This is a genomic window from Veillonella sp. T34266-5 (assembly GCF_002959815.1).
Classification (GTDB): Bacteria; Bacillota; Negativicutes; order Veillonellales; family Veillonellaceae; genus Veillonella; species Veillonella atypica.
Window position 1 is genome coordinate 63,993 of record NZ_PPCZ01000016.1, and the last position, 20,843, is coordinate 84,835.

Below are 20,843 nucleotides of genomic sequence, written 5' to 3' on the forward strand. Positions count from 1 at the left end.
AAAAGAGGTGAAAGTATGGCAAAACCATTAGTGGCCGTAGTTGGTCGTCCAAATGTAGGTAAATCTACATTATTTAATGCCATTGTTAATAAACGAATTTCTATCGTCGAGGATATACCTGGCGTTACACGAGATAGAATATACTTTGATGCAGAATGGCTTAATCGTGAGTTTACAATGATTGATACAGGTGGTATCGAGTTCGTAACAGAGAATAGTCATGTCATTCCTAAAATGATGCGTTTACAAGCTGAACTTGCTATTGAAGAAGCTGATGTAATCCTTTTTGTGGTTGATGGCAAGCAAGGTATTGTACCGGCTGATGAAGAAGTGGCCAATATTTTACGTACTAGTGGAAAACCAGTAGTCCTTGTAGTGAATAAAATTGACAGTGTAAATCAAGAACCTAATATTTATGAGTTTTATAATTTGGGACTTGGTGATCCAATTGGTATTTCTGCAAAGAATTTAATGAATCTAGGTGATTTATTAGATGATACGGTTAAACATTTCCCACCTGTAGGAACTAATGTAGATGAAGAAGACACCATTCATGTGGCTATCATTGGTCGTCCTAATGTAGGTAAATCATCATTGACCAATGCACTATTAGGTCAAGATCGCGTTATCGTTTCCGATGTAGCTGGCACTACTCGTGATTCTATTGATACGCATTGGACACATGGTGATCAAAAATTCGTTCTCATCGATACGGCAGGGATGAGACGTAAATCCAAGATTGATGAAGCTGTTGAACGTTACAGCATTGTTCGCTCTCTTCGTTCCGTTGATCGCTCTGATATTGTTGTACTTGTATTAGATGGCGTTGATGGCGTTACAGAACAAGATAAAAAAATTGCTGGTTATGCGTATGAAGCCGGCAAGGGCGTTATCATTGTAGTTAATAAGTGGGATCTTGTAGAAAAAGATGATAAAACTACATTGAGATACACTGAAGATATTTATGATGAATTAGGATTCTTGCAATTTGCACCGATTCTATTTGCTTCTGCATTGACAAAACAACGTATTCATCGTTTAGCAGATATGCTTAAATTCGTATCAGAACAACAATATCGTCGTGTTTCTACTGGTACATTGAATCAATTATTACAAGATGCTCAAACTGTAAATCCGGTTCCATCTCGTAATGGTAGAATTCCAAAAATTTACTATATGACACAAGCCAGTGTTAAACCTCCAACATTTATCCTATTTGTAAATGAACCCGAATTAATTCATTTCTCGTATATGCGTTTCTTGGAAAATCGTTTACGTGAAAGTTTTGGTTTCGAAGGTACTCCAATTCGATTAATTCTTCGCGGGAAAAAACGTGAAGATGAAGAGTAATAATTACAAAGGGTAAGGGTGAAAGTTGTGAATGATTTTATACCTATTATAGGGTATGCGTTATTAGCCTATGTAATCGGTTCGATTCCTAGCGGACTCATCATTGGTAAATTATTTTTTAATACAGATGTCCGCCTATATGGATCAAAAAATATAGGTGCTACGAATACATATCGTGTTATTGGTTTAAAGGCAGCGCTTCCTGTATTTTTCTGTGATGCATTAAAGGGTGCTATTGGGGTATTTTTGTTTTCCCATTTAAATCCCATGTACATGATTCTAGGTGGCATTTTAGCCATGGTTGGACACAATTGGTCCGTATTTCTTGGCTTTAAAGGTGGCCGTGGTGTTGCAACTGGTTTGGGGGTACTCATTGCATTATCTCCAATTGTTGCAGTTATTTGCTTTGCTATTTGGGGCGTCATTGTATATTTCACTAAATTAGTCTCTTTAGGTTCTATTGTAGCTGCTGCGCTTGTTCCTGTATTGATGTATGTAATGGGCGAGTCCTGGTGGTTTGTAGGATTTGGTGCACTAGCTGCATTGTTTGTCATCATACGTCATCGAGAAAATATTTCTCGTTTACTAGCCGGTAAAGAATTAAAAGTAGAACGCGTTAAAAAAGGAGAGTAGTATGAAAGTTTGCATCGTCGGATCTGGTAGTTGGGGAACAGCTCTCGCTATTAAATCTGTAGTGGCCGGAAATAATACAACCTTATATTGCAGACGTTCAGAGTTTAAGGATGAACTTATTAAGTACAGGGAGAATAAGTCATATTTAGCTGGTGTTATATTGCCTGATGAACTCATCATTAGTTCTGATCTACAAACATCTATTGAGCATGCTGATATTGTATTGATTGTTACACCATCCATTCATGTGCGTACAGCTTTACAAAATTTAAAAAAATATGCTCACAAGGATCAAATATATGTGTTGTGCTCTAAAGGTGTTGAACGGGAAAGTGGCAAATTATTGACTACAGTCATGAAGGAGGAATTATCTTCCGTTGGTTGTCATTTAACTGTTTTATCTGGTCCTAATCACGCAGAAGAAATTGGTAGGAATTTACCTGCCGCTGCTGTGGTTGGTACAACTTCTATGGATATAGGAAAAAAGGTACAGCAAGCATTACACAGCAAAGAATTTCGTATATATACTAGTGATGATTATATCGGTGTCGAATTAGCAGGGGCTACAAAAAATGTAATAGCCTTGGCTGCCGGTATCGTTGATGGCTTGTCTCTTGGGGATAATTGTAAGGCTTTATTATTAACTCGTGGTCTACATGAGATGACTCGATTTGGTTTAGCCCTTGGTGCACGAAAAGAAACGTATGCTGGCTTAGCGGGAATGGGTGATTTAATCGCCACTTGTATGAGCCAACATAGTCGGAACCGTGCTGCTGGGCAACAATTAGCGGATGGCAAGACGATGGACTATATTATGAATCATACGAATATGGTTGTAGAAGGTTTTTTTGCAACATCGATTATTCGGGATATGGCCATAAAACATCACGTAGAAATGCCTATAACACAATCACTATATGAGGTTTTATATGAGGAAAAGTCACCTCAATTAGCATTGCAAGAATTGATGGGACGAGATAGCAAAATCGAAGTATCATAATTGTAAAAGATACTTTTATTTTAGGTATTTATATACTATAATTAATGAGTATAATCTAGTGAGGATTGTATGCGAATTATTGGAGGCACTGCAAAGGGCCATACTATAAAGGCTCCAAAGGGGATGGATACGCGTCCCACTTTGGATCGTGTTCGTGAAAGTATCTTCAACGTCTTAGCGCATCGTGGTATATATGGTGCCCGTGTATTAGATTTATTTTCTGGTACCGGGGCTGTTGCTATAGAAGCACTAAGTCGTGGAGCCGAGTTAGCGATTGCTGTAGACTTTAGGACAGGGAAGTTAATTCGAGAAAATGCTACACATTGTCGCGTTGATAATCGAATTCAAATTGTACCTAAGAAGCTTTCACAACTAAAACATTTTATAGGTGACCAGCAGTTCGATTATATTTTTTCAGATCCACCATATGAAAATGGCTTTATACAGGAGACTATTGATTTTGTTGTGGCTCATGATGCATTAGCTGATGATGGTGTTTTAGTTTTAGAACATCATAAAGATGAGGCTTTCACCATGCCACCAGAATGGGAATGTATAAAGGAACAAAAATTTGGTTACACCCTTGTTTCATATTTTGTGAAACATAGTGAAAGGAGTTAGACCCTTGCGGATAGGAGTTTGCCCAGGAAGTTTTGACCCCGTTACAAATGGTCATGTTGACATTTTTGAGCGCGGTAGTCGTCTAGTAGACAAGTTGATTATCGCTGTAAGTTCAAATCCTAATAAGAATTCATTGTTTACTATGGAAGAACGTGTTGAGATGATTCGCAATGCGGTTAAGCATATTCCTAATGTAGAAATCGACTGTACAGGTGGATTGCTCATCGATTATGTTAAATCCAAAAACGCAAGTATTATTATTCGTGGACTTAGGGCTCTTAGTGATTTCGAATATGAATTTCAACGTGCTCTATTTGCAAAATACTTGGATGATGATATTGAAACAGTGTTTATTATGACCAATAATAAATATTCTTTTGTAAGCTCAACAGGGATTCGTGAGTTAGCTAAATTTGGTGGTAAGTTAGATGGACTTGTTCCTGACGATGTAAAGATAAAATTAGAAAAACGTTTTAACATCGATGGTAATAAATAATAGGAGTGAATTGTATGAAAACAGAAAAATTACTTGAAGATTTAGAGGTTCTTATTGAATCTAGCAGCCGTATTCCTATGACTACAAAACGCATGGTAGAAGAAGATGAAATTATGCGTATTATCGATGCAATTCAAGAATCTTTACCACTTGAGCTCGATGAATCTCGTCGTATTGTGGCTGAAAAAGATAAAGTTTTGGCTGATGCTCAACGTCAAGCTGAAACATTAATCGATCAAGCCAAAGATTACATTGCTAAATTGACTGCTGAAAGTGAACTTGTTAAGCAAGCACAAGAACAAGCTAATCAAATTATCAATGCTGCAAACCAATCTTCTGAAGAGTTAAAATCTAGCTCTATTCAATATGCTGGTGATGTATTGAAATATGTAGAAAACAATTTAGAAAAAACATTGGAAAGCCTTCGTCAAAACCGAGAAAGCTTGCAACAAAGTGAACAAAAAACTGAAAATCAATAATATATAATATGTTGTAATCAGATAAGATCATACTAATGATTGCAGAGAAAACCCCCGATAGATTTCTATCGGGGGTTTTGCTATTCCTCATACATAGGCGGTTTTTCTGGTTCAACAATCATTGTTTGATGAGTGTTAAAAATAACAAATCCTAAAGGTGATTTAGGTGGTTTTTTGATATTTTTTATATATGTATAGTCTACAGGCACCTTTGATGAATGACGGGCCTTACTAAAATAAGCAGCATATTTTGCTACTTGTGAAATGAGCATATCATCAGGTTCATGATTCGTACGTAAAATAAGATGGGAACCTTGAATATCTTGTGTATGAAACCACAGATCATTTGGTTTTGCAAAACGATGAGTTAAGTATTCATTCTGCTGGTTATTTCGTCCAATATAAAGCTCGCCTTCTGGGATTTCAAGATGAATATAATTGGATTTTCCTAGTTTATAGGAAAGAGGTTTTTTAGATTTTTTTATAATACCCGCGTCCATACATTCATGTCTGATCTCTTCTAAAGACTCTCTAGTTGTGGCAAGGGATAAGCTATATAATATAGTTCTGTAATACTCTAATTTAATAGTACTTTGGTCTAGTTGATATTGACCACTGATGATACGGTTTTTTAATTTGGTATACAGTTTGTAATACCATTGCCCATTTTCGACAATAGTTAATTCTGGCTTTAGTGGAATTGTTATGGTTTCTGCTGATTCTGAAAGTAAATTCTGTACGTCAATAGACGATTGGTAGTGTACTTGCAAATGACCGTTAATCATTAAAAGATCACCGTATAATTTATAGGTTTCCATCTTTTTAGTATCATCTAGTTCATCTTTGATTTTTTTATGACGTAATTCTTCTTTTTTTATAGCATTTGTTATAATACGTTCTAGTTCTTTATCAGCCGTATGAATTGAACCAGTGGCCACAATAGACTGTTCGATTGCTTTTGAGATGGTTGGATACGTTTCTATCAATGTAGAATCTGTTTCCAAAGGGAATGGCATATATATTTTTTTACCATTTACATTTTTATAGACATATAATTGAAAAGCCTTTAATAATTTTTCCTTTAGATTATGTAAAGCTCCGGATAATCTATGAACCGTATCATCTGATAAGGTATTAAGATCTTCCGTGCCATCTAAATTAGATATTGTTAGAACATAATCTAATAACGATTTACCAAATCCATTAAAGACAGAACGTATAGTATTGGTGACCGTACCTGAACCAAAGGTTCTAAGGAGATTTTTTATTTCTTCTTCATTAAAATCTAGTAAAGATACTCGGTTAGAATTAGGTGGTAATTCGTATGTCATCTTAGGACCCACAGAGCGTTCTCGATTCATCAAGGGGGATACATGAATAATAGATTCTAAAATCATGTCATTCTGTACAAAGATGCAGTTAGAATATTTCCCCATAAGTTCTATATATATTGCTGTAGAGGTAATGGAACCATCCATTTCAAGCTTATCAATATGTATACAGAGAATACGATCACCATTAATTTGTTCTACGGAGGTAATACGACTGCCTTCTATATGTTTTCGTAGAAACATGCATAATGAACTAGGTTCTTTGGGTAAATCTTGGATAGGTTTACATATATAGATTGCAGGATTGGCACCTACAGTTATCATAAGATTTACATCTTGATTAGCACTGCGTACTTTAAAGAGTAGTGAGTGTTTATCTACTTGATATAGTTTTTGTATTTGTCCATTCTGTAGGCTTTCATTTAATTCTCTTGCCAATACAGACATGGTTAATCCGTCTAAATTCATGGTGATCCTTTCATTTGGTAATTCACAATGTATAGTTTAGTATATCATAGATGATTAATAGATATCTTTAAAATTCGTGATACAATATATAAAAAGGAGGTTCATCTATGAATAGTATGACCGGATTTGGACGATCAACACGTATAGCAGATGGTTTACAATGCACAATTGAGATAAAATCTGTTAATTCAAGATTTTTAGACCTTAACATACGGAGTCCAAAACAAGTTAACTCTGTAGAACACAGTATTCGAAAATGCATTCAAAAGTCCTTACATCGTGGCAAAGTTGATGTGTTTGTTACGTTGCAGGATATAGATGATAGAGAAAAGCAATTCTTAATAAATAGCTCGTTAAAAAATCAAATACAAGACTTATTAGTGTTAGAAGGATTTTATAAATCTGCTCAAGAAGTGCCTTTAGCAGCAGTTATGTCTATATCCAATGAGTGGATTCAAATTAAAGATGATGAAATACAAGAAGATTCTCTTTGTTCTTTGATTACAGAAACTACGATGGAAGCTCTTGATGCTTTGGTCCATATGCGAACATCTGAAGGCGTACAAATTCAGCAGGATTTGCTAGAACGGCTTTCACATATGACGGCCATTATTGATGATATAAATGCTCATAAAGAAGATGCTGTGTTAGCTTATAAAGAAAATTTACGAAAGAAAATGCTTGAGTATGTAGACAATTTAGATATTGCTATTAATGAAGATCGTTTACTCCAAGAAGTTGCCATTATGGCTGATAAAACCGATATTACGGAAGAGATTGTCCGATTTAGGTCTCATGTGGTACAATTAACAAATACACTAAAGAAGGATGAACCTATTGGTCGTAAGTTAGATTTTATCATCCAAGAGATGAATCGAGAGGTTAATACGATCGGCTCAAAAGCCATGGATATTAGATTAACGGACCATGTGGTACAATTAAAATGTGAATTAGAAAAAGTTAGAGAGCAAGTACAGAATATTGAGTAAGGAGGTCTGTTTATGAGTATCCAATTACTGAATATTGGTTTTGGTAATATGGTTTCTGCTAATCGCGTTATCGCTATTATTAGCCCTGAATCGGCGCCTATTAAACGGATGGTTCAAGATGCAAGAGATAAAAGTCTTCTCATAGATGCAACTTATGGACGTAAAACTCGGGCTGTACTCGTTATGGACAGTGGACAAATAGTATTGTCGGCTATTCAACCTGAAACTGTGGCACATCGTATTGTGCAACACGAAGTCGATGAGGATACTGTAGAAGCTTAGGAGTTATTATGGCAGATCGAGGTTTATTAATTGTCATTTCAGGCCCATCTGGTGCAGGCAAGGGAACGATTTGTTCGAATATACGTGGTGAAATGCCTAATCTTGTATATTCTGTATCCATGACTACACGAGAACCACGGGTCGGTGAAAAAGAAGGAATTAATTATTTCTTTCGTACAAAAGAAGAATTTGAATCATTATTGTCAGAAGATGCGTTTTTAGAGTATGCTAAGGTATATGATAATTATTATGGTACTCCAAAACGGCATGTGATAAATTTGTTGGACGAAGGTAAAAGTGTACTCCTTGAAATTGATATACAAGGGGCTATGCAGGTTAAAGAGCGATTTAGTGATGCCGTATTTATATACATCGTACCACCGTCTTTAACCGAATTATCTGAACGTCTTCATAATCGAGGAACTGATGCAAAAGAGGTTATCGATAAGCGTTTATCATTGGCATGTTCTGAGTTAGCATTAGCTCATCGTTATGATTATATTGTGGTCAATGATGATTTAGAGGATGCGTCTTTAAAGGTTGCTTCTATATTGCGTGCTGAAGCTTGTAAAATCAGTCGTAATAAAGAGCAAATTCAATATATTTATAAGCAATATCAAGAGTCTAAGGAGAAGTGATAGTATGATGGTAAAACCTCCATTGAAAGCATTGGAAAAACGTGTAGATAGTAAATATACATTGGTAACGCTAGCAGCTAAACGCGCTCGTGAGTTGACCGATGGTGAAGAATGTCTTGCTACAGATATTCATAATACAGATAAACCTGTATCTTTAGCATTCTATGAGATTGCTGAAGGTGAAGTAACATATAAACGCACTAAAGAAGGTATTAAATAATTTTACTCAAAATTCCTTGTACATTTTGTACAAGGAATTTTTAAAAGGAGAATTATGAAAGGGAAACATATTATCGTAGGTGTTTCAGCAGGTATTGCTGCATATAAAGCAATTGAAGTGGTAAGTCGTTTGCGAAAAGCTGGGGCAGAGGTCAAAGTGGTAATGACGAAAAATGCTACTCATATTGCGACACCTATGACATTTGGTGAAATTAGTGGTCATCCTGTAGCTGTTGATATGTGGGAAGAAATCCACGATTGGAATGTAGAACATATTGCTCTTGCAACCTGGGCTGATGCCTATATTGTGGTACCAGCTACAGCTAATGTAATTGGTAAAATACGAGCTGGTATTGCCGATGATATGCTCACTACAACAATTATGGCAACGCCAGCACCTAAATATTTATGTCCTGCCATGAATACAGAGATGTTCAATAATCCTATTGTACAGAGAAATTTAAAGGATTTATCATCTTTGGGATACCATATTATGCAACCCGATGCTGGTTGGCTAGCTTGTGGCGTAACAGGTGTGGGTAGACTGCCAGCACCAGAAGAGATTGTTAATTGGTTGACAGAAGAATTACATTCTCTAGATGAGACTGGTAAATTAGCTGGTAAGACTGTTCTTGTTACAGCTGGTGGAACACAAGAAAATATCGACCCTGTTAGATATATAGGTAACAGATCTAGTGGGAAGATGGGATATGCCATTGCGGCTGCTGCTGTTAAGGAAAAGGCTCGCGTAATTCTAGTGAGTGCCCCTACATCATTAGAAATTCCTAAAGGTGTTGAATATGTACCTGTAGATTCTGCGGAATCTATGCAGGAGGCTGTTAATTCCTATTACGAATCAACAGATGTGGTGATAATGGCTGCTGCTGTTTCAGATTTTAGGGTGGCTAATAAAGCGCCTCAAAAAATCAAAAAAATGGAATCTATGACTTTAGAGCTCGTAAAGAATCCGGATATACTTAAAGGGCTGGGAGAGCATAAAACCTATCAATTACTGGTTGGTTTCGCTGCAGAAACAGAACATGTAGTCGATTACGGCATGGATAAAGTACGTCGTAAAAACCTTGATATGTTAGTAGCTAATGATGTAAGCAAATCAAATGCTGGGTTTAATGTAGATACGAATGAAGGTTATTTTTTATATCCTAATAAAGAGCCTAAAATAATGCCAAATATGCAAAAATCAGAATTAGCTAGATACATTATTGGAGAAGTTATTGAATTGTTAGCTGTAAAATAGCTTATGTAATATATCGAAAATTTGAAAGCGCATTACATAAGGCTGAACATGATTTAGCGTTACATAAAGTGGATTAACTTGATTTTTCTACAAAAATGGTATACAATTTATATCATAATTTAACTCATCAAGAGTAGTGGAGGGAAAGGCCCGTTGAAGCTACAGCAACCCTTTTTAAAAGAAGGTGCTAATTCCAACAGTCATGGACTGATAGATGGGTCTCCCTCATGAGAGACCATGAGGGATTTTTTTATTATAGGAGGCAAAAATGGCAGAAAAACATATGTTTTTTACTTCTGAATCCGTTACGGAAGGCCATCCAGATAAAATAGCTGACCAAATTTCTGATGCTGTTTTGGATGCGATTATTGAAAAAGATCCAAAGGCTCGTGTAGCTTGTGAAACACTTGTGACTACAGGTTTAGTCCATGTCGTAGGGGAAATCTCTACAAGCACATATGTTGATATTCCTCGTGTAGTACGTGATACAATTCGAGAAATTGGTTATACTCGTGCAAAATATGGTTTCGATTGTGATACTTGTGGTGTGTTAGTATCTATTGATGAACAATCTGCAGATATCGCTATGGGTGTAGACGAAGCATTAGAATCTAAAGATGGTAATAGCGAAATCAATGATAAAATTGGCGCTGGTGACCAAGGCATGATGTTTGGTTACGCAACAAACGAAACACCTGAATATATGCCTATGCCAATTTCTTTAGCACATCGTTTATCCCGTCGTTTAGCAGAAGTTCGTAAGAACGGCACATTAACATATCTTCGTCCAGATGGTAAAACACAAGTTACTGTAGAATATGTTGACAATCAACCTAAACGTATTGATACAATCGTTATTTCTACGCAACATAGCCCAGAAGTAACACAAGAGCAAATTAAAAATGATTTGAAACGCTATGTTATCGATGCAGCACTTCCGGCAGAATTCATCGATGAAAACACTAAATTTTTCATTAATCCTACAGGCCGTTTCGTTATCGGCGGTCCTCATGGTGATGCTGGTTTAACAGGTCGTAAAATCATCGTTGATACGTATGGTGGTATGGCTCGTCATGGTGGCGGTGCTTTCTCTGGTAAGGATCCTTCCAAGGTTGACCGTTCCGCAGCATATGCAGCTCGTTACGTAGCTAAAAATGTTGTAGCTGCAGGTCTCGCAGATAAATGCGAAGTACAAGTAGCGTATGCGATTGGTGTTGCAAAACCTGTATCCATTTTAGTTGATACATTTGGTACTGCTAAGATTGCAGAAGAAAAAATTCAAGAATTAGTAAGCAAACATTTCGACTTGCGCCCAGCAGGTATCATTGAAATGCTTGATTTATTAAAGCCTCATTATCGTAAGACGGCTGCGTATGGTCACTTTGGTAGAACTGATGTTGATCTTCCATGGGAACGTACTGATAAAGCTGATATTTTACGTCACGAAGCTGGCTTATAATAGTAAAGACTTAGTAGACTTGTCTACTAAGTCTTTTTTTATCTCCTCTAGGATATGTTATAATAATTAGATTAGAGGAGGTGAACTAATGCGCGTAGCAAGTATTATTATTAATAGACCTGCCAAACAATTACATAAACCGTTAAGCTATTTGTTACCAGAGAAATTTGGTGATGTGAAAGCAGGGACTCGTGTATTAGTTCCCTTAGGTGGTAGTCGTGAAGAGGGCATCGTTATTGGGTATGAAGAACTATTAGAGAAACCAACATTTACTTTGCGTTCTATAATAGATATTCTTGATAGTGATCCTTGGTTTACTCGGGAAATGATGGATACGGCACAGAAAATTAGTCGTTATTTTTTGTGTTCCTTTGGAGATGCTTTACGTCTTTTTACTGTGCATAAAACATTAAAATCTTACGATGCACCAAAAGAAGAATGGCTCGTTGTAACGCCAGAGTTTAAGATTGATCAATTAAGTCCTAAGAAGCGCAAGCAGCGTGAGTTGGCTAACTATCTCATCGAGGTAGGTGGGGCTCCTAAATCTTTATTAAGAGCCAAAGGCTATTCTTATATGGTTATTAAACAGGTCAGTGAAGAGCATGGCATTCATATTGAAGAACGCTTTAAAGATACAAAAACTTCTTTTACCGAATTGCTGAGTGGTGAAGAAACAATTCCGTTAACTGAAGCACAACAAATTGTATATGAACCGATTAAGCAGATGATGGACCTTGAATCGTATAATACATTCCTTTTGCATGGTGTAACTGGTAGTGGTAAAACACAAATTTATTTAAAAGCTGCTGCTCGTTGTATAGGAAAAGGTAAAACCGCCATTATTCTGGTTCCTGAAATTATATTAACCGATCAGATTGTTCGTCGTTTTGTTTCTACCTTTGGTGATGAAGTTGTTGTTTTCCATAGTAAACTAACCATTAGTGAGCGAAATAATAACTGGGAACGTATACGAAGGAAGGATAGCCATATCATTATTGGCGCTCGTTCTGCCGTTTTCGCGCCTGCTGAAGATATTGGGCTTATTGTATTAGATGAAGAACATGATACATCTTATAAACAGGAAGATATGATTCGTTATAATGCAAAAAATGTCGCATTATGGAGAGGTATGGCTCATGATTGTCCTGTTATTTTAGGCTCTGCTACACCTGCTATCACATCGTATTACAAGGCTTTACAAGGACAATATAAACTATTAGAGTTGCCAACCCGTATTTTTGATCAACCGATGCCAAATGTTCAAATTGTAGATATGAAAGAAGAAATGATTCGTGGCAACTACTCGGTGTTCTCCGATGCTATGACACATCTTATTGAGCGTACATTAGCGGATGGAAATCAGATGATTATTCTTTTAAATCGTCGTGGCTACAGCACATTTGTCATGTGTCGTGATTGTGGTGAAACGATTATGTGTCCTCATTGTGAGGTTGCTATGGTGTACCATCAAGCTGGTGAAGAGTTGCGGTGTCACTATTGTGAGCACCATGAACCAATTCCTTCAGTATGCCCTAAATGTCATAGTAAAAGAATTAAATTCTTTGGTTCTGGCACACAAAAAGTTGAAGAAGAATTACGCCGACATTTTAAAGGCGCTCGTATTGCGCGTTTAGATCAAGATGTAACTAAGCATAAAGATATGGGCGAAGAAATTCTTCAAGATTTTGGTAACCATAAATATGATATTTTATTAGGGACCCAAATGGTTTCTAAAGGGCATGATTTTAAGGATGTAACAGCTGTAGGTATATTGACAGCTGATTCTGTCTTAAATATACCTGTTTATTTAGCATCTGAACGTGCATTTGATCTACTAACGCAAACATCAGGAAGAGCGGGTCGTGGTGATAAGGTTGGCAGTGTTGTTATACAAACATATAATCCTTTAAATTATGCTATAATAAAGAGTAAGGCTCATGATTATTTGGGCTTTTACAATGAAGAAATAGTAAATCGTAAGGACTTAGGGTATCCACCATTTCGCGAAATGATTTATATGGTTATAAGACATGGGAAGGAAGAAATGGCTGAATCGATTGCTCAAAAAATTGTAGATGATTTGGAAACAAATTTTAAATCACAATCGATTGATGTTAATGGTCCTTATGAAGCAGGCATTAAAAAGATTCGCGATATGTATCGTTTATCGATTATGATTCGCGGAGAAAAATTAGATGCCGTAAAAGATTATATATATAATTCTTGGATTTTTACACAAGAAGGTCTACTTATCGATGTAGACCCGATTTGATAAGAGGAGTATATGGCAGTACTTGAAGTAGTAAAAGCGGGACATCCCATATTAAAAGAGGTTGCAGAACCTGTAGAACATGTAAATAAAAAAATGCGTGCTTTAATAGAAGATATGGCCGACACAATGTATAAAACGGAAGGTGTTGGATTGGCAGCACCGCAGGTTAATGTATCCAAACGTATTATAGTTGTTGATGATCATGCTGGTAGTGGATTAATAGCGCTTATCAACCCTGAAATTATTCATGGTGAAGGAAGCCAAATTGGGCTAGAAGGCTGTTTAAGTGTACCAGGTTATTTCGGAGATGTGGAACGTTTTGAAAAGGTTACCGTAAAAGGTATCGATCCACATAATAAAAAAGTTATGATTAAAGCTGAAGGTTTTTTGGCTAGAATTTTTCAACATGAAATAGATCATTTAGAAGGTCATTTATTTATTGAAAAAGCTACAAACTTACGCCGTATTGCAGATCATCCGGAGGAAAAGGAAATTGTCTAACAATAATCCATTACGCATAGTATTTATGGGCACGCCAGATTTTTCTGTTCCTACGTTACGCGCATTAGTTGAGGCTGGTCACTCTATAGTAGGTGTATATTGCCAACCCGATAAACAAAAGGGACGTGGCAAGCAGATTCAAATGCCACCGGTTAAAGAAGCTGCGTTATCTTTGGATTTGCCCGTGTATCAACCTATAACATTACGTGATGATGCTGTTCAAAAGGAATTGATTGATCTTGCACCAGACGTTATCGTCGTAATTGCTTATGGTAAGATTTTACCACCATGGCTTATTCGTTTGCCTAAATATGGATGTATTAATATCCATGCATCTATATTGCCAAAATATAGGGGGGCAGCACCTATCCATTATGCTATTTTAAATGGTGATACTAAAACAGGGGTTACCATTATGCATATGGATGATGGTTTAGATACAGGAGATATTATCGATATTGCAGAAATTGATATACTTCCAAACGAAACAACAGGCGCTTTATTTGAGCGCATTGCTGAATTAGGGGCTCGCACTATTTCTCCTGTATTAGATAAATGGGTGAAAGGTGAAATTACAGCCACTCCTCAAGATGACGCTTTAGCAAGCCATACTTCTAAGATTACAAAAGAAATGGGGCTTATTGATTGGCATCAACCGGCACATAAGATTGTCAACTTGATTCGTGGTTTAAATTCAGCACCTGGATGTTATTCTTTCTTACAGGGGAAACGGTTAAAGATATGGTCTGCTCAAATGGTTGAGATTATATCTGTAAACAATAAGATGGCCACAATTTTTGTAAATAACAATGAGATTCCTGTAGAATTTGCACCTCCTGGAACTATAGTGCATACAGCAAAGGGACTTGTTGTGTCGACTGGTGATCAAGGTTTTATTCTCCTAACAGAGGTACAACCAGAAAATAAAAAGCGTATTAGTGCACAAGATTTTATTAATGGTCACCAGATTAAAGGTGGTATTGCATTTGATGAAGTGTAATATATCTTACAAAAGATACCCATTATATTTAAAATTATCGGCTCTATCTTGTTTATTCATTTCAATAATCATCGGCTTTTCAATGTATATAGTTTGGCCAGGATTAGAAAGAATATCATACAACTTAGCTTTTATTAGTGAAAGTATAGGTGGACTCTTAATATTAGGTATTTGGGGACTTTGGTTTGTTCTAGCTATTGCTTCTCTAGGTTTTAGATATATTCATCCTATAGTTTTACGAATAGCTAATCGATTTATTTATTTACTTTTCCCATTATCATTAGGGCTAGGAAAGGCTTTCATAGGCATACAAAAAGATGAATTACGTCAAGCTATGATTGATTTAATTAATCATCTAGTGGTTATGAATTTATATAAAGTACCTCCTGAACGTATCCTTCTATTAACACCTCATTGTCTTCAAGAGAACACCTGTATTCATAAGGTGACACATAATGTATACAACTGTAAGCAATGTGGTCGCTGTCAGGTAGGAGGGTTATTGAAAATCGCAAAGGAATATGGTTGTCAATTTATAGTTGTCACTGGTGGTACATTGGCACGTATGAAGGTTAAAGAAGCAAAACCTAAAGCGATTATTGCTATAGCTTGTGAACGAGATCTTGCAAGTGGTATGGCTGATGTATTTCCTATTCCTGTTATCGGAGTATTAAATGAACGCCCTAATGGACCTTGTTGTAATACGACTGTTGATATTAACAAGGTACGAGATGCTGTAGAGTTACTGATTGATAAGGATAACTATGAACGAAATTGCTAAAAACGGACAAAAACAGAATATACGATTATTGGCTGTAAAGGCATTATCTGATATCAATCGTAAGGGCGCCTATGCTAATATTGTTTTACAGGACTATATCTCAAAATATAATCTAACTGACTTAGACAGACGCTTCTTTACAGAACTTGTATACGGTGTGGTGCGTAGACGCAATTATTTAGATGCTATTATCGTACATTTTGCCAAACGTCCTATAAAAAAATTGTCCTCTATGGTGGTAGAAATTTTACGACTAGGTATTTATCAGATTATCTATATGGATAAGGTACCGGAAAGTGCAGCAGTTAATGAATCTGTTAAATTAGCGAAGAAATTAACACGCGGTTTATCTGGTTTCGTAAATGCCATATTAAGATCCGTTATACGAGAACAAGATAGTATTGGTATTGAAGATTTAGCAGCTAATGATATAGAAGCTATTTCTTTCATTTACAATGTTCCTCTTTGGCTTATCAATTTATGGATACGTGAGTTTGGTCGGGACAAAACAGAAGATTTATGTGCATGGTTTAATGAACAGCCTAAATTGACGGCACGTATTAACACGATTCTTATTGATATTCCACAATGTTTAACTATGTTAAATGAACAAGGCTGGGCTGTTACACAGGATTCTAATTACGAGGATATTATTTATATTAATAGCCATCGTGGTAGCCTTGAAAAATCTGAGGCATTTATAAAAGGTTATATTACATTTATGGATAAGGCATCTATGCTAGTAGCACGTCTCGTAAATCCGCAACCTGGTGAGCGTATATTAGATTGCTGTGCTGCACCAGGTGGTAAATCCATGTACATGGCAACTTTAATGGATAATGTAGGTTCACTAATGAGTTGTGATATACATGAACATAAGATTGAACTCATGAATTCAAATGCTGACCGATTGGGTGCTTCTATTGTGCATACAAAAGTACAGGATGCTACAAAATTACCAGATTCATGGAATTCGTATTTTGATCGTGTGCTCGTAGATGCACCTTGCTCTGGGTTAGGCATACTTCAAAAGAAACTAGATATGCGTTGGCGAAAACAGGAATCGATACTTTCAGAATTACCACCATTACAGTTAGCGATTTTAGAACGCGCTGCTATGACTGTTAAGGAAAAAGGATATTTAATATATTCCACTTGTACATTAAACTACAAGGAAAACGAAGAGGTAGTCGAGGCATTTTTACAGAAACATAAGGAGTTTTCTATTATTCCTGTGGCGGATGATTTCCCACTTAAGTCAAATAGTGGTATGATTACAACATATCCACCAACAGATGATATGGATGGTTTCTTTATGGTTAAAATGCAACGTATTTCTTAACTAAGTTGTTAGCTTTGAATGGGAGCACTCATGATTGAATTGTTGGGTAAATCGTTGGTTGAATTGCAAGCGTTATTTGAGGAACATAAAATTCAAAAATTTCGTGCAAAACAATTGATTGATTACATATATCATCGTCATATTTTTGTATTTCAAGATATGACACAATTCCCTAAGACCTTGAGAGATTGGTTGGATTCTAATTGCATAATATCGATTCCTAAAGTGATTACTCAATCTGTATCACCTGATGGAAAAACACAGAAATTATTATTGGAACTTACTGATCACAGCAGAATTGAAGCCGTTCTAATGGAGCAACATTATGGCAATTCTGTATGTGTTTCCTCCCAAGTTGGATGCGCTATGGGCTGTGTTTTTTGCGCATCTACACAAGGGGGATTATTTAGAGATTTATCGGTTTCTGAAATTGTAGGTCAAGTTGTTCTCTTTAGTGCTTTAAAACAAGAAGATATTCACTCTTTAGTTGTCATGGGCGCTGGTGAACCATTACAAAATTATGACAATGTATTGCAGGCGTTAAAACTTATTCACGACCCTATGACATTTGATATTAGTTATAGAAAAATGACTATTTCTACCTGTGGTTGGGTTCCTAATATTTATAAATTGGCAGATGAGGATCTTCCGATTACATTAGCGTTATCTTTACATGCTACAACAGATGAAACACGTCGTAAGATTATGCCTGTTGGATCTCGATACAAATTAGACGAAGTTTTAGATGCTGTAAAATATTATTATGAAAAAACACAGCGACGTATAACATTTGAATATATTTTAATAGATTCAATTAATGTATCGTTAGAGGAAGCTCATGAGTTAGGAAACATTGGCAAGGCATTTCCTAATTGTCATGTAAATCTTATTCCTGTAAATGGGAATGAACATATTAATTTGTATAAACCTTCTAGTAAACATATGAACATATTTAAGGATATTGTCGCTTCTTATGGTGTTTCTGTTACAATTCGTAAAGAAATGGGCGATGCTATTCAAGCCGCATGTGGACAATTAAAAGTAGCCCACGGTCGGAAAGAGGAGATTCATGAATAATATCGTAGGTTTAAGTAAAATTGGATTAGTCAGAAAACAGAATGAAGATCGCTTTTTTATTAGTGATAATATTTGTGCTGTTACTGACGGCATGGGAGGCTATAGAGGCGGAGAAATCGCCAGCACCTATGCTGTTGATGAAATAAAAGAATATTTACAATCTACTCCTACCATTAATGAAACGTCCTTGGTTGATGCTATATTACATGCGAATACACGCATAGTTAATCGTGTGGCACGAGAGGAACGGCTTAGTGGAATGGGAACTACTGCTGTTGTGGTTGCTAAGGTAGATGATAATCTACTTTGGGCTAGTGTCGGCGACAGTAGACTCTATATTTATAGAAATGATGAATTGACGCAAATTACCACGGATCACTCTATGGTTCAACAGTTATTAGATGCTGGTGAAATTACAAAAGAAGAGATGATTGTACACCCGCAACGTAATTTATTAACTAGAGCCGTCGGTGTTGAAGAAGATTTACATGTCGATAGTGGTACACTACCTGTAAAATCCGGTGATCGAATTCTATTATGTACAGATGGATTATCTGGGTATATTAGCGATGAAAGAATACGAGAAGTATTACATAATATTGATGATAATACAGAGGTATTAAATACATTGATTGCTGATGTATATGATGCTGGTGCCGGTGATAATGTTACCATTATAGTAGGAACTATCTAATCTAGATATGGAGAGTTATAAATATTATGAAGATTAAAGATACATTGCTGGATAATCGCTATCGTATCCTGACCAAGATTGGTGTTGGCGGAATGGCCGACGTATATAAAGGTGAAGATACTTTATTAGGCCGTCCAGTAGCCATAAAAATTTTACATTCAAACTTTGCTAGTGACGATGAATTTGTAAGTCGATTTAAACGAGAAGCGCAGGCTGCAGGCAAGTTAAATCATCCTAATATCGTGAATATGTATGATGTAGGCTATGATCAAGGCATGCATTATATCATTATGGAATATGTAGACGGAGAAACACTTAAAGAATATATTACCCGTCATCATCGATTATCCATTGACGAAGCAGTTAAGATTACTATTGCTATCGGTGAGGGCTTAGAACATGCCCATGCAATGGGAATTGTTCATTGCGATATCAAACCACATAATGTAATTATTACAAATACAGGTCGTGTAAAGGTGACTGATTTTGGTATTGCACGTGCTATGAATACCACTAACACTGTTATGTACACAAATTCTATAATGGGGTCTGCTCATTATCTTTCACCAGAACAAGCTAGTGGAAAACCTGTCGATGGAAATACAGATATTTATTCCTTAGGTGTCGTTTTATATGAAATGTTAACTGGCAAGGTTCCTTTTGAAGGGGAAACACCAATTGCAGTAGCATTAAAACATGTACGAGAAAAGGTCATTCCACCTACAAGATATAATCCTTCGATACCACCATTGTTAGAAGCGGTTGTGATGAAAGCATTAGCTAAAAATCCTGCTGATCGATTTGATTCCATATCTGAAATGATGGGGGACTTACGTTTATCTCAAGGCTTTACGATGGGAAAAACACAACGTCATGAACCATACGATTTTGCGACACAAATGATTCCGGCTGTAGATCCAGATACATTAGATGATTTCAGTGATATCGATGATCCTACGCCTAATGAGGAAAAAAAGAAATCTATGCTTAGTAAGATTGCATCTATACCACAAAAATATATAGTTCTTGGTGCTGCCGTTATTTTCTTGATTGCATTTTTAGGTGCATTCTTGAGTTATGGTAATTTTTGGAGTAATACCACTGTTGATGTACCAAATGTAGTAGGTAAACAAGTCTCTGTGGCCAAAAATATTTTGGAGGATAAACACTTACGAGTATCGACAAGTGAGGTAACTAATACAGATGTTCCAGCTGGACAAGTTATTTCTCAAAGCCCTGGTGCTGGGGAAAAAGTTAAGGAACAGCGTACTATACATTTAGTCGTATCTAAAGGTGTTGGTGATATTACCGTTCCTGATCTTTCTGGTTTGACTGTAGATCAAGCACGTCAACGTCTTAAAGATTTAGGCTTAGTTGTGGGTAAAATCTCACAAGGATCTGTTGAAGGAAAACCTGATAATGTTATAGTTGCACAAAGTCCTTCTGGTGATTCCAAGGTATCCAAAGGCACTACTGTTGATTTAGTTGTAAATAAAGCACAAGCTAAGAAGGTTAAAATGCCAGATCTCGTTGGTATGACCTTGAAAGATGCTCGCCAGGTATTGAGCTCTAACAATATTGGTGTTAATCAGATTGCTGGTTCAGTAGATGATAAATCAATTGTTACAGAACAAAGTATAAAAGCTGGTGAAGAGGTTTCTGAAGGTAGTAGCTTAAACTTAGCTACTGAATTAAAGGGAGATTCTTCCAAAAAAGACGACTCTAAGCAAAGCTCTTCTAATAGAACGAAAGGGACTGTAGATATAACTGTACCATCTGGTTCTAAAAATCAAGAAGTCAAAATTGTCGTAAAGGATGATGATGGATCTTCCGTTATATACGATGATACAAATAAACCTGGTGACCGTATCGTAAAAAATGTATCTGGTGTGGGCAATGTTCGAATACAGGTGTACCTAAATGGTGCATTAGTTCAAGATACTGCATTGTAGA

The 20,843-nt window shown here is 36.3% G+C and carries 21 protein-coding genes and 1 riboswitch; of the genes, 20 read left to right on the forward strand and 1 reads right to left on the reverse strand.

Features of this window, described 5'->3' with window-relative positions:
- Nucleotides 1-15: 15 nt before the first annotated feature.
- From der to VIHSUH07_RS06215, 6 genes are all read left to right on the forward strand, one after another.
- On the forward strand, nucleotides 16-1,350 hold the full coding sequence (der, locus tag VIHSUH07_RS06190) for a ribosome biogenesis GTPase Der (protein ID WP_005381310.1): 1,335 nt from the start codon (nucleotides 16-18) through the stop codon (nucleotides 1,348-1,350).
- A gap of 27 nt (nucleotides 1,351-1,377) precedes the next feature.
- Nucleotides 1,378-1,983: a glycerol-3-phosphate 1-O-acyltransferase PlsY gene (gene plsY, locus VIHSUH07_RS06195; RefSeq protein ID WP_105084331.1), complete on the forward strand. Its 606-nt coding sequence runs from the start codon at nucleotides 1,378-1,380 to the stop codon at nucleotides 1,981-1,983.
- A 1-nt stretch (nucleotide 1,984) separates the two neighbouring features.
- Nucleotides 1,985-2,983: an NAD(P)H-dependent glycerol-3-phosphate dehydrogenase gene (locus tag VIHSUH07_RS06200; protein ID WP_105084295.1), complete on the forward strand. Its 999-nt coding sequence runs from the start codon at nucleotides 1,985-1,987 to the stop codon at nucleotides 2,981-2,983.
- 69 nt (nucleotides 2,984-3,052) lie between these two features.
- Complete coding sequence (gene rsmD, locus VIHSUH07_RS06205) at nucleotides 3,053-3,604, forward strand: 16S rRNA (guanine(966)-N(2))-methyltransferase RsmD (RefSeq protein WP_105084296.1); 552 nt, start codon at nucleotides 3,053-3,055, stop codon at nucleotides 3,602-3,604.
- Between the two features lie 4 nt (nucleotides 3,605-3,608).
- Nucleotides 3,609-4,100, forward strand: coding sequence for a pantetheine-phosphate adenylyltransferase (coaD, locus tag VIHSUH07_RS06210; RefSeq protein WP_005378904.1), 492 nt, complete (start codon nucleotides 3,609-3,611; stop codon nucleotides 4,098-4,100).
- A gap of 14 nt (nucleotides 4,101-4,114) precedes the next feature.
- Nucleotides 4,115-4,579, forward strand: a complete 465-nt coding sequence (locus VIHSUH07_RS06215) for a hypothetical protein (protein ID WP_005378819.1) — start codon at nucleotides 4,115-4,117, stop codon at nucleotides 4,577-4,579.
- An 80-nt stretch (nucleotides 4,580-4,659) separates the two neighbouring features.
- On the opposite strand, the gene VIHSUH07_RS06220 is transcribed toward VIHSUH07_RS06215, so the two are convergent.
- Nucleotides 4,660-6,378: an Rqc2 family fibronectin-binding protein gene (locus tag VIHSUH07_RS06220; RefSeq protein ID WP_105084297.1), complete on the reverse strand. Its 1,719-nt coding sequence runs from the start codon at nucleotides 6,376-6,378 to the stop codon at nucleotides 4,660-4,662.
- A gap of 107 nt (nucleotides 6,379-6,485) precedes the next feature.
- Here VIHSUH07_RS06220 and VIHSUH07_RS06225 point away from each other — a divergent pair, with 107 nt between their 5' ends.
- The 14 genes from VIHSUH07_RS06225 (at nucleotide 6,486) to pknB (ending at nucleotide 20,842) form a co-directional block, all read left to right on the forward strand.
- Nucleotides 6,486-7,367, forward strand: coding sequence for a YicC/YloC family endoribonuclease (locus VIHSUH07_RS06225; RefSeq protein WP_105084298.1), 882 nt, complete (start codon nucleotides 6,486-6,488; stop codon nucleotides 7,365-7,367).
- A gap of 12 nt (nucleotides 7,368-7,379) precedes the next feature.
- Entirely contained in the window at nucleotides 7,380-7,649 is a 270-nt protein-coding gene (gene remA, locus VIHSUH07_RS06230; protein WP_005379012.1) for an extracellular matrix/biofilm regulator RemA, read from the forward strand.
- A gap of 8 nt (nucleotides 7,650-7,657) precedes the next feature.
- The gene (gene gmk, locus VIHSUH07_RS06235) at nucleotides 7,658-8,287 is read left to right on the forward strand and encodes a guanylate kinase (RefSeq protein WP_105084299.1); all 630 of its coding nucleotides are present in this window, start codon (nucleotides 7,658-7,660) and stop codon (nucleotides 8,285-8,287) included.
- A gap of 4 nt (nucleotides 8,288-8,291) precedes the next feature.
- Nucleotides 8,292-8,507, forward strand: coding sequence for a DNA-directed RNA polymerase subunit omega (gene rpoZ, locus VIHSUH07_RS06240; protein ID WP_005378818.1), 216 nt, complete (start codon nucleotides 8,292-8,294; stop codon nucleotides 8,505-8,507).
- A 54-nt stretch (nucleotides 8,508-8,561) separates the two neighbouring features.
- Nucleotides 8,562-9,764: a bifunctional phosphopantothenoylcysteine decarboxylase/phosphopantothenate--cysteine ligase CoaBC gene (gene coaBC, locus VIHSUH07_RS06245; protein WP_105084300.1), complete on the forward strand. Its 1,203-nt coding sequence runs from the start codon at nucleotides 8,562-8,564 to the stop codon at nucleotides 9,762-9,764.
- Nucleotides 9,765-9,885: 121 nt separating this feature from the next.
- Nucleotides 9,886-9,985: riboswitch (SAM riboswitch) on the forward strand.
- Between the two features lie 47 nt (nucleotides 9,986-10,032).
- The gene (metK, locus tag VIHSUH07_RS06250) at nucleotides 10,033-11,223 is read left to right on the forward strand and encodes a methionine adenosyltransferase (protein WP_005379087.1); all 1,191 of its coding nucleotides are present in this window, start codon (nucleotides 10,033-10,035) and stop codon (nucleotides 11,221-11,223) included.
- A gap of 88 nt (nucleotides 11,224-11,311) precedes the next feature.
- The gene (gene priA, locus VIHSUH07_RS06255) at nucleotides 11,312-13,495 is read left to right on the forward strand and encodes a replication restart helicase PriA (RefSeq protein ID WP_105084301.1); all 2,184 of its coding nucleotides are present in this window, start codon (nucleotides 11,312-11,314) and stop codon (nucleotides 13,493-13,495) included.
- Between the two features lie 12 nt (nucleotides 13,496-13,507).
- Nucleotides 13,508-13,996: a peptide deformylase gene (gene def, locus VIHSUH07_RS06260; RefSeq protein ID WP_005378942.1), complete on the forward strand. Its 489-nt coding sequence runs from the start codon at nucleotides 13,508-13,510 to the stop codon at nucleotides 13,994-13,996.
- On the forward strand, nucleotides 13,989-14,996 hold the full coding sequence (gene fmt / locus VIHSUH07_RS06265) for a methionyl-tRNA formyltransferase (protein WP_105084302.1): 1,008 nt from the start codon (nucleotides 13,989-13,991) through the stop codon (nucleotides 14,994-14,996). The genes def and fmt overlap by 8 nt, the downstream gene beginning before the upstream one ends.
- Nucleotides 14,953-15,777, forward strand: a complete 825-nt coding sequence (locus tag VIHSUH07_RS09775) for a DUF116 domain-containing protein (RefSeq protein WP_105084303.1) — start codon at nucleotides 14,953-14,955, stop codon at nucleotides 15,775-15,777. Before fmt ends, VIHSUH07_RS09775 begins: the two co-directional genes overlap by 44 nt.
- Nucleotides 15,761-17,119, forward strand: a complete 1,359-nt coding sequence (gene rsmB, locus VIHSUH07_RS06275; RefSeq protein WP_105084304.1) for a 16S rRNA (cytosine(967)-C(5))-methyltransferase RsmB — start codon at nucleotides 15,761-15,763, stop codon at nucleotides 17,117-17,119. The genes VIHSUH07_RS09775 and rsmB overlap by 17 nt, the downstream gene beginning before the upstream one ends.
- Nucleotides 17,120-17,149: 30 nt before the next feature.
- Nucleotides 17,150-18,196, forward strand: a complete 1,047-nt coding sequence (rlmN, locus tag VIHSUH07_RS06280) for a 23S rRNA (adenine(2503)-C(2))-methyltransferase RlmN (protein WP_105084305.1) — start codon at nucleotides 17,150-17,152, stop codon at nucleotides 18,194-18,196.
- The gene (locus VIHSUH07_RS06285) at nucleotides 18,189-18,890 is read left to right on the forward strand and encodes a Stp1/IreP family PP2C-type Ser/Thr phosphatase (protein ID WP_016475537.1); all 702 of its coding nucleotides are present in this window, start codon (nucleotides 18,189-18,191) and stop codon (nucleotides 18,888-18,890) included. The genes rlmN and VIHSUH07_RS06285 overlap by 8 nt, the downstream gene beginning before the upstream one ends.
- Nucleotides 18,891-18,916: 26 nt before the next feature.
- Complete coding sequence (pknB, locus tag VIHSUH07_RS06290; RefSeq protein WP_038123543.1) at nucleotides 18,917-20,842, forward strand: Stk1 family PASTA domain-containing Ser/Thr kinase; 1,926 nt, start codon at nucleotides 18,917-18,919, stop codon at nucleotides 20,840-20,842.
- Nucleotide 20,843 lies beyond the last annotated feature (1 nt).

Bases quoted from the DNA above. Each gene is read 5' to 3' on its own strand.
- rlmN (WP_105084305.1), top strand. From the start codon at position 17,150: ATGATTGAATTGTTGGGTAAATCGTTGGTTGAATTGCAAGCGTTATTT.
- rsmB (WP_105084304.1), top strand. From the start codon at position 15,761: ATGAACGAAATTGCTAAAAACGGACAAAAACAGAATATACGATTATTG.
- rpoZ (WP_005378818.1), top strand. From the start codon at position 8,292: ATGATGGTAAAACCTCCATTGAAAGCATTGGAAAAACGTGTAGATAGT.
- metK (WP_005379087.1), top strand. From the start codon at position 10,033: ATGGCAGAAAAACATATGTTTTTTACTTCTGAATCCGTTACGGAAGGC.
- coaBC (WP_105084300.1), top strand. From the start codon at position 8,562: ATGAAAGGGAAACATATTATCGTAGGTGTTTCAGCAGGTATTGCTGCA.
- der (WP_005381310.1), top strand. From the start codon at position 16: ATGGCAAAACCATTAGTGGCCGTAGTTGGTCGTCCAAATGTAGGTAAA.
- priA (WP_105084301.1), top strand. From the start codon at position 11,312: ATGCGCGTAGCAAGTATTATTATTAATAGACCTGCCAAACAATTACAT.
- pknB (WP_038123543.1), top strand. From the start codon at position 18,917: ATGAAGATTAAAGATACATTGCTGGATAATCGCTATCGTATCCTGACC.
- VIHSUH07_RS06225 (WP_105084298.1), top strand. From the start codon at position 6,486: ATGAATAGTATGACCGGATTTGGACGATCAACACGTATAGCAGATGGT.
- VIHSUH07_RS06200 (WP_105084295.1), top strand. From the start codon at position 1,985: ATGAAAGTTTGCATCGTCGGATCTGGTAGTTGGGGAACAGCTCTCGCT.
- gmk (WP_105084299.1), top strand. From the start codon at position 7,658: ATGGCAGATCGAGGTTTATTAATTGTCATTTCAGGCCCATCTGGTGCA.
- VIHSUH07_RS09775 (WP_105084303.1), top strand. From the start codon at position 14,953: ATGGTCACCAGATTAAAGGTGGTATTGCATTTGATGAAGTGTAATATA.
- VIHSUH07_RS06285 (WP_016475537.1), top strand. From the start codon at position 18,189: ATGAATAATATCGTAGGTTTAAGTAAAATTGGATTAGTCAGAAAACAG.
- remA (WP_005379012.1), top strand. From the start codon at position 7,380: ATGAGTATCCAATTACTGAATATTGGTTTTGGTAATATGGTTTCTGCT.
- rsmD (WP_105084296.1), top strand. From the start codon at position 3,053: ATGCGAATTATTGGAGGCACTGCAAAGGGCCATACTATAAAGGCTCCA.
- def (WP_005378942.1), top strand. From the start codon at position 13,508: ATGGCAGTACTTGAAGTAGTAAAAGCGGGACATCCCATATTAAAAGAG.
- VIHSUH07_RS06220 (WP_105084297.1), bottom strand. From the start codon at position 6,378: ATGAATTTAGACGGATTAACCATGTCTGTATTGGCAAGAGAATTAAAT.
- VIHSUH07_RS06215 (WP_005378819.1), top strand. From the start codon at position 4,115: ATGAAAACAGAAAAATTACTTGAAGATTTAGAGGTTCTTATTGAATCT.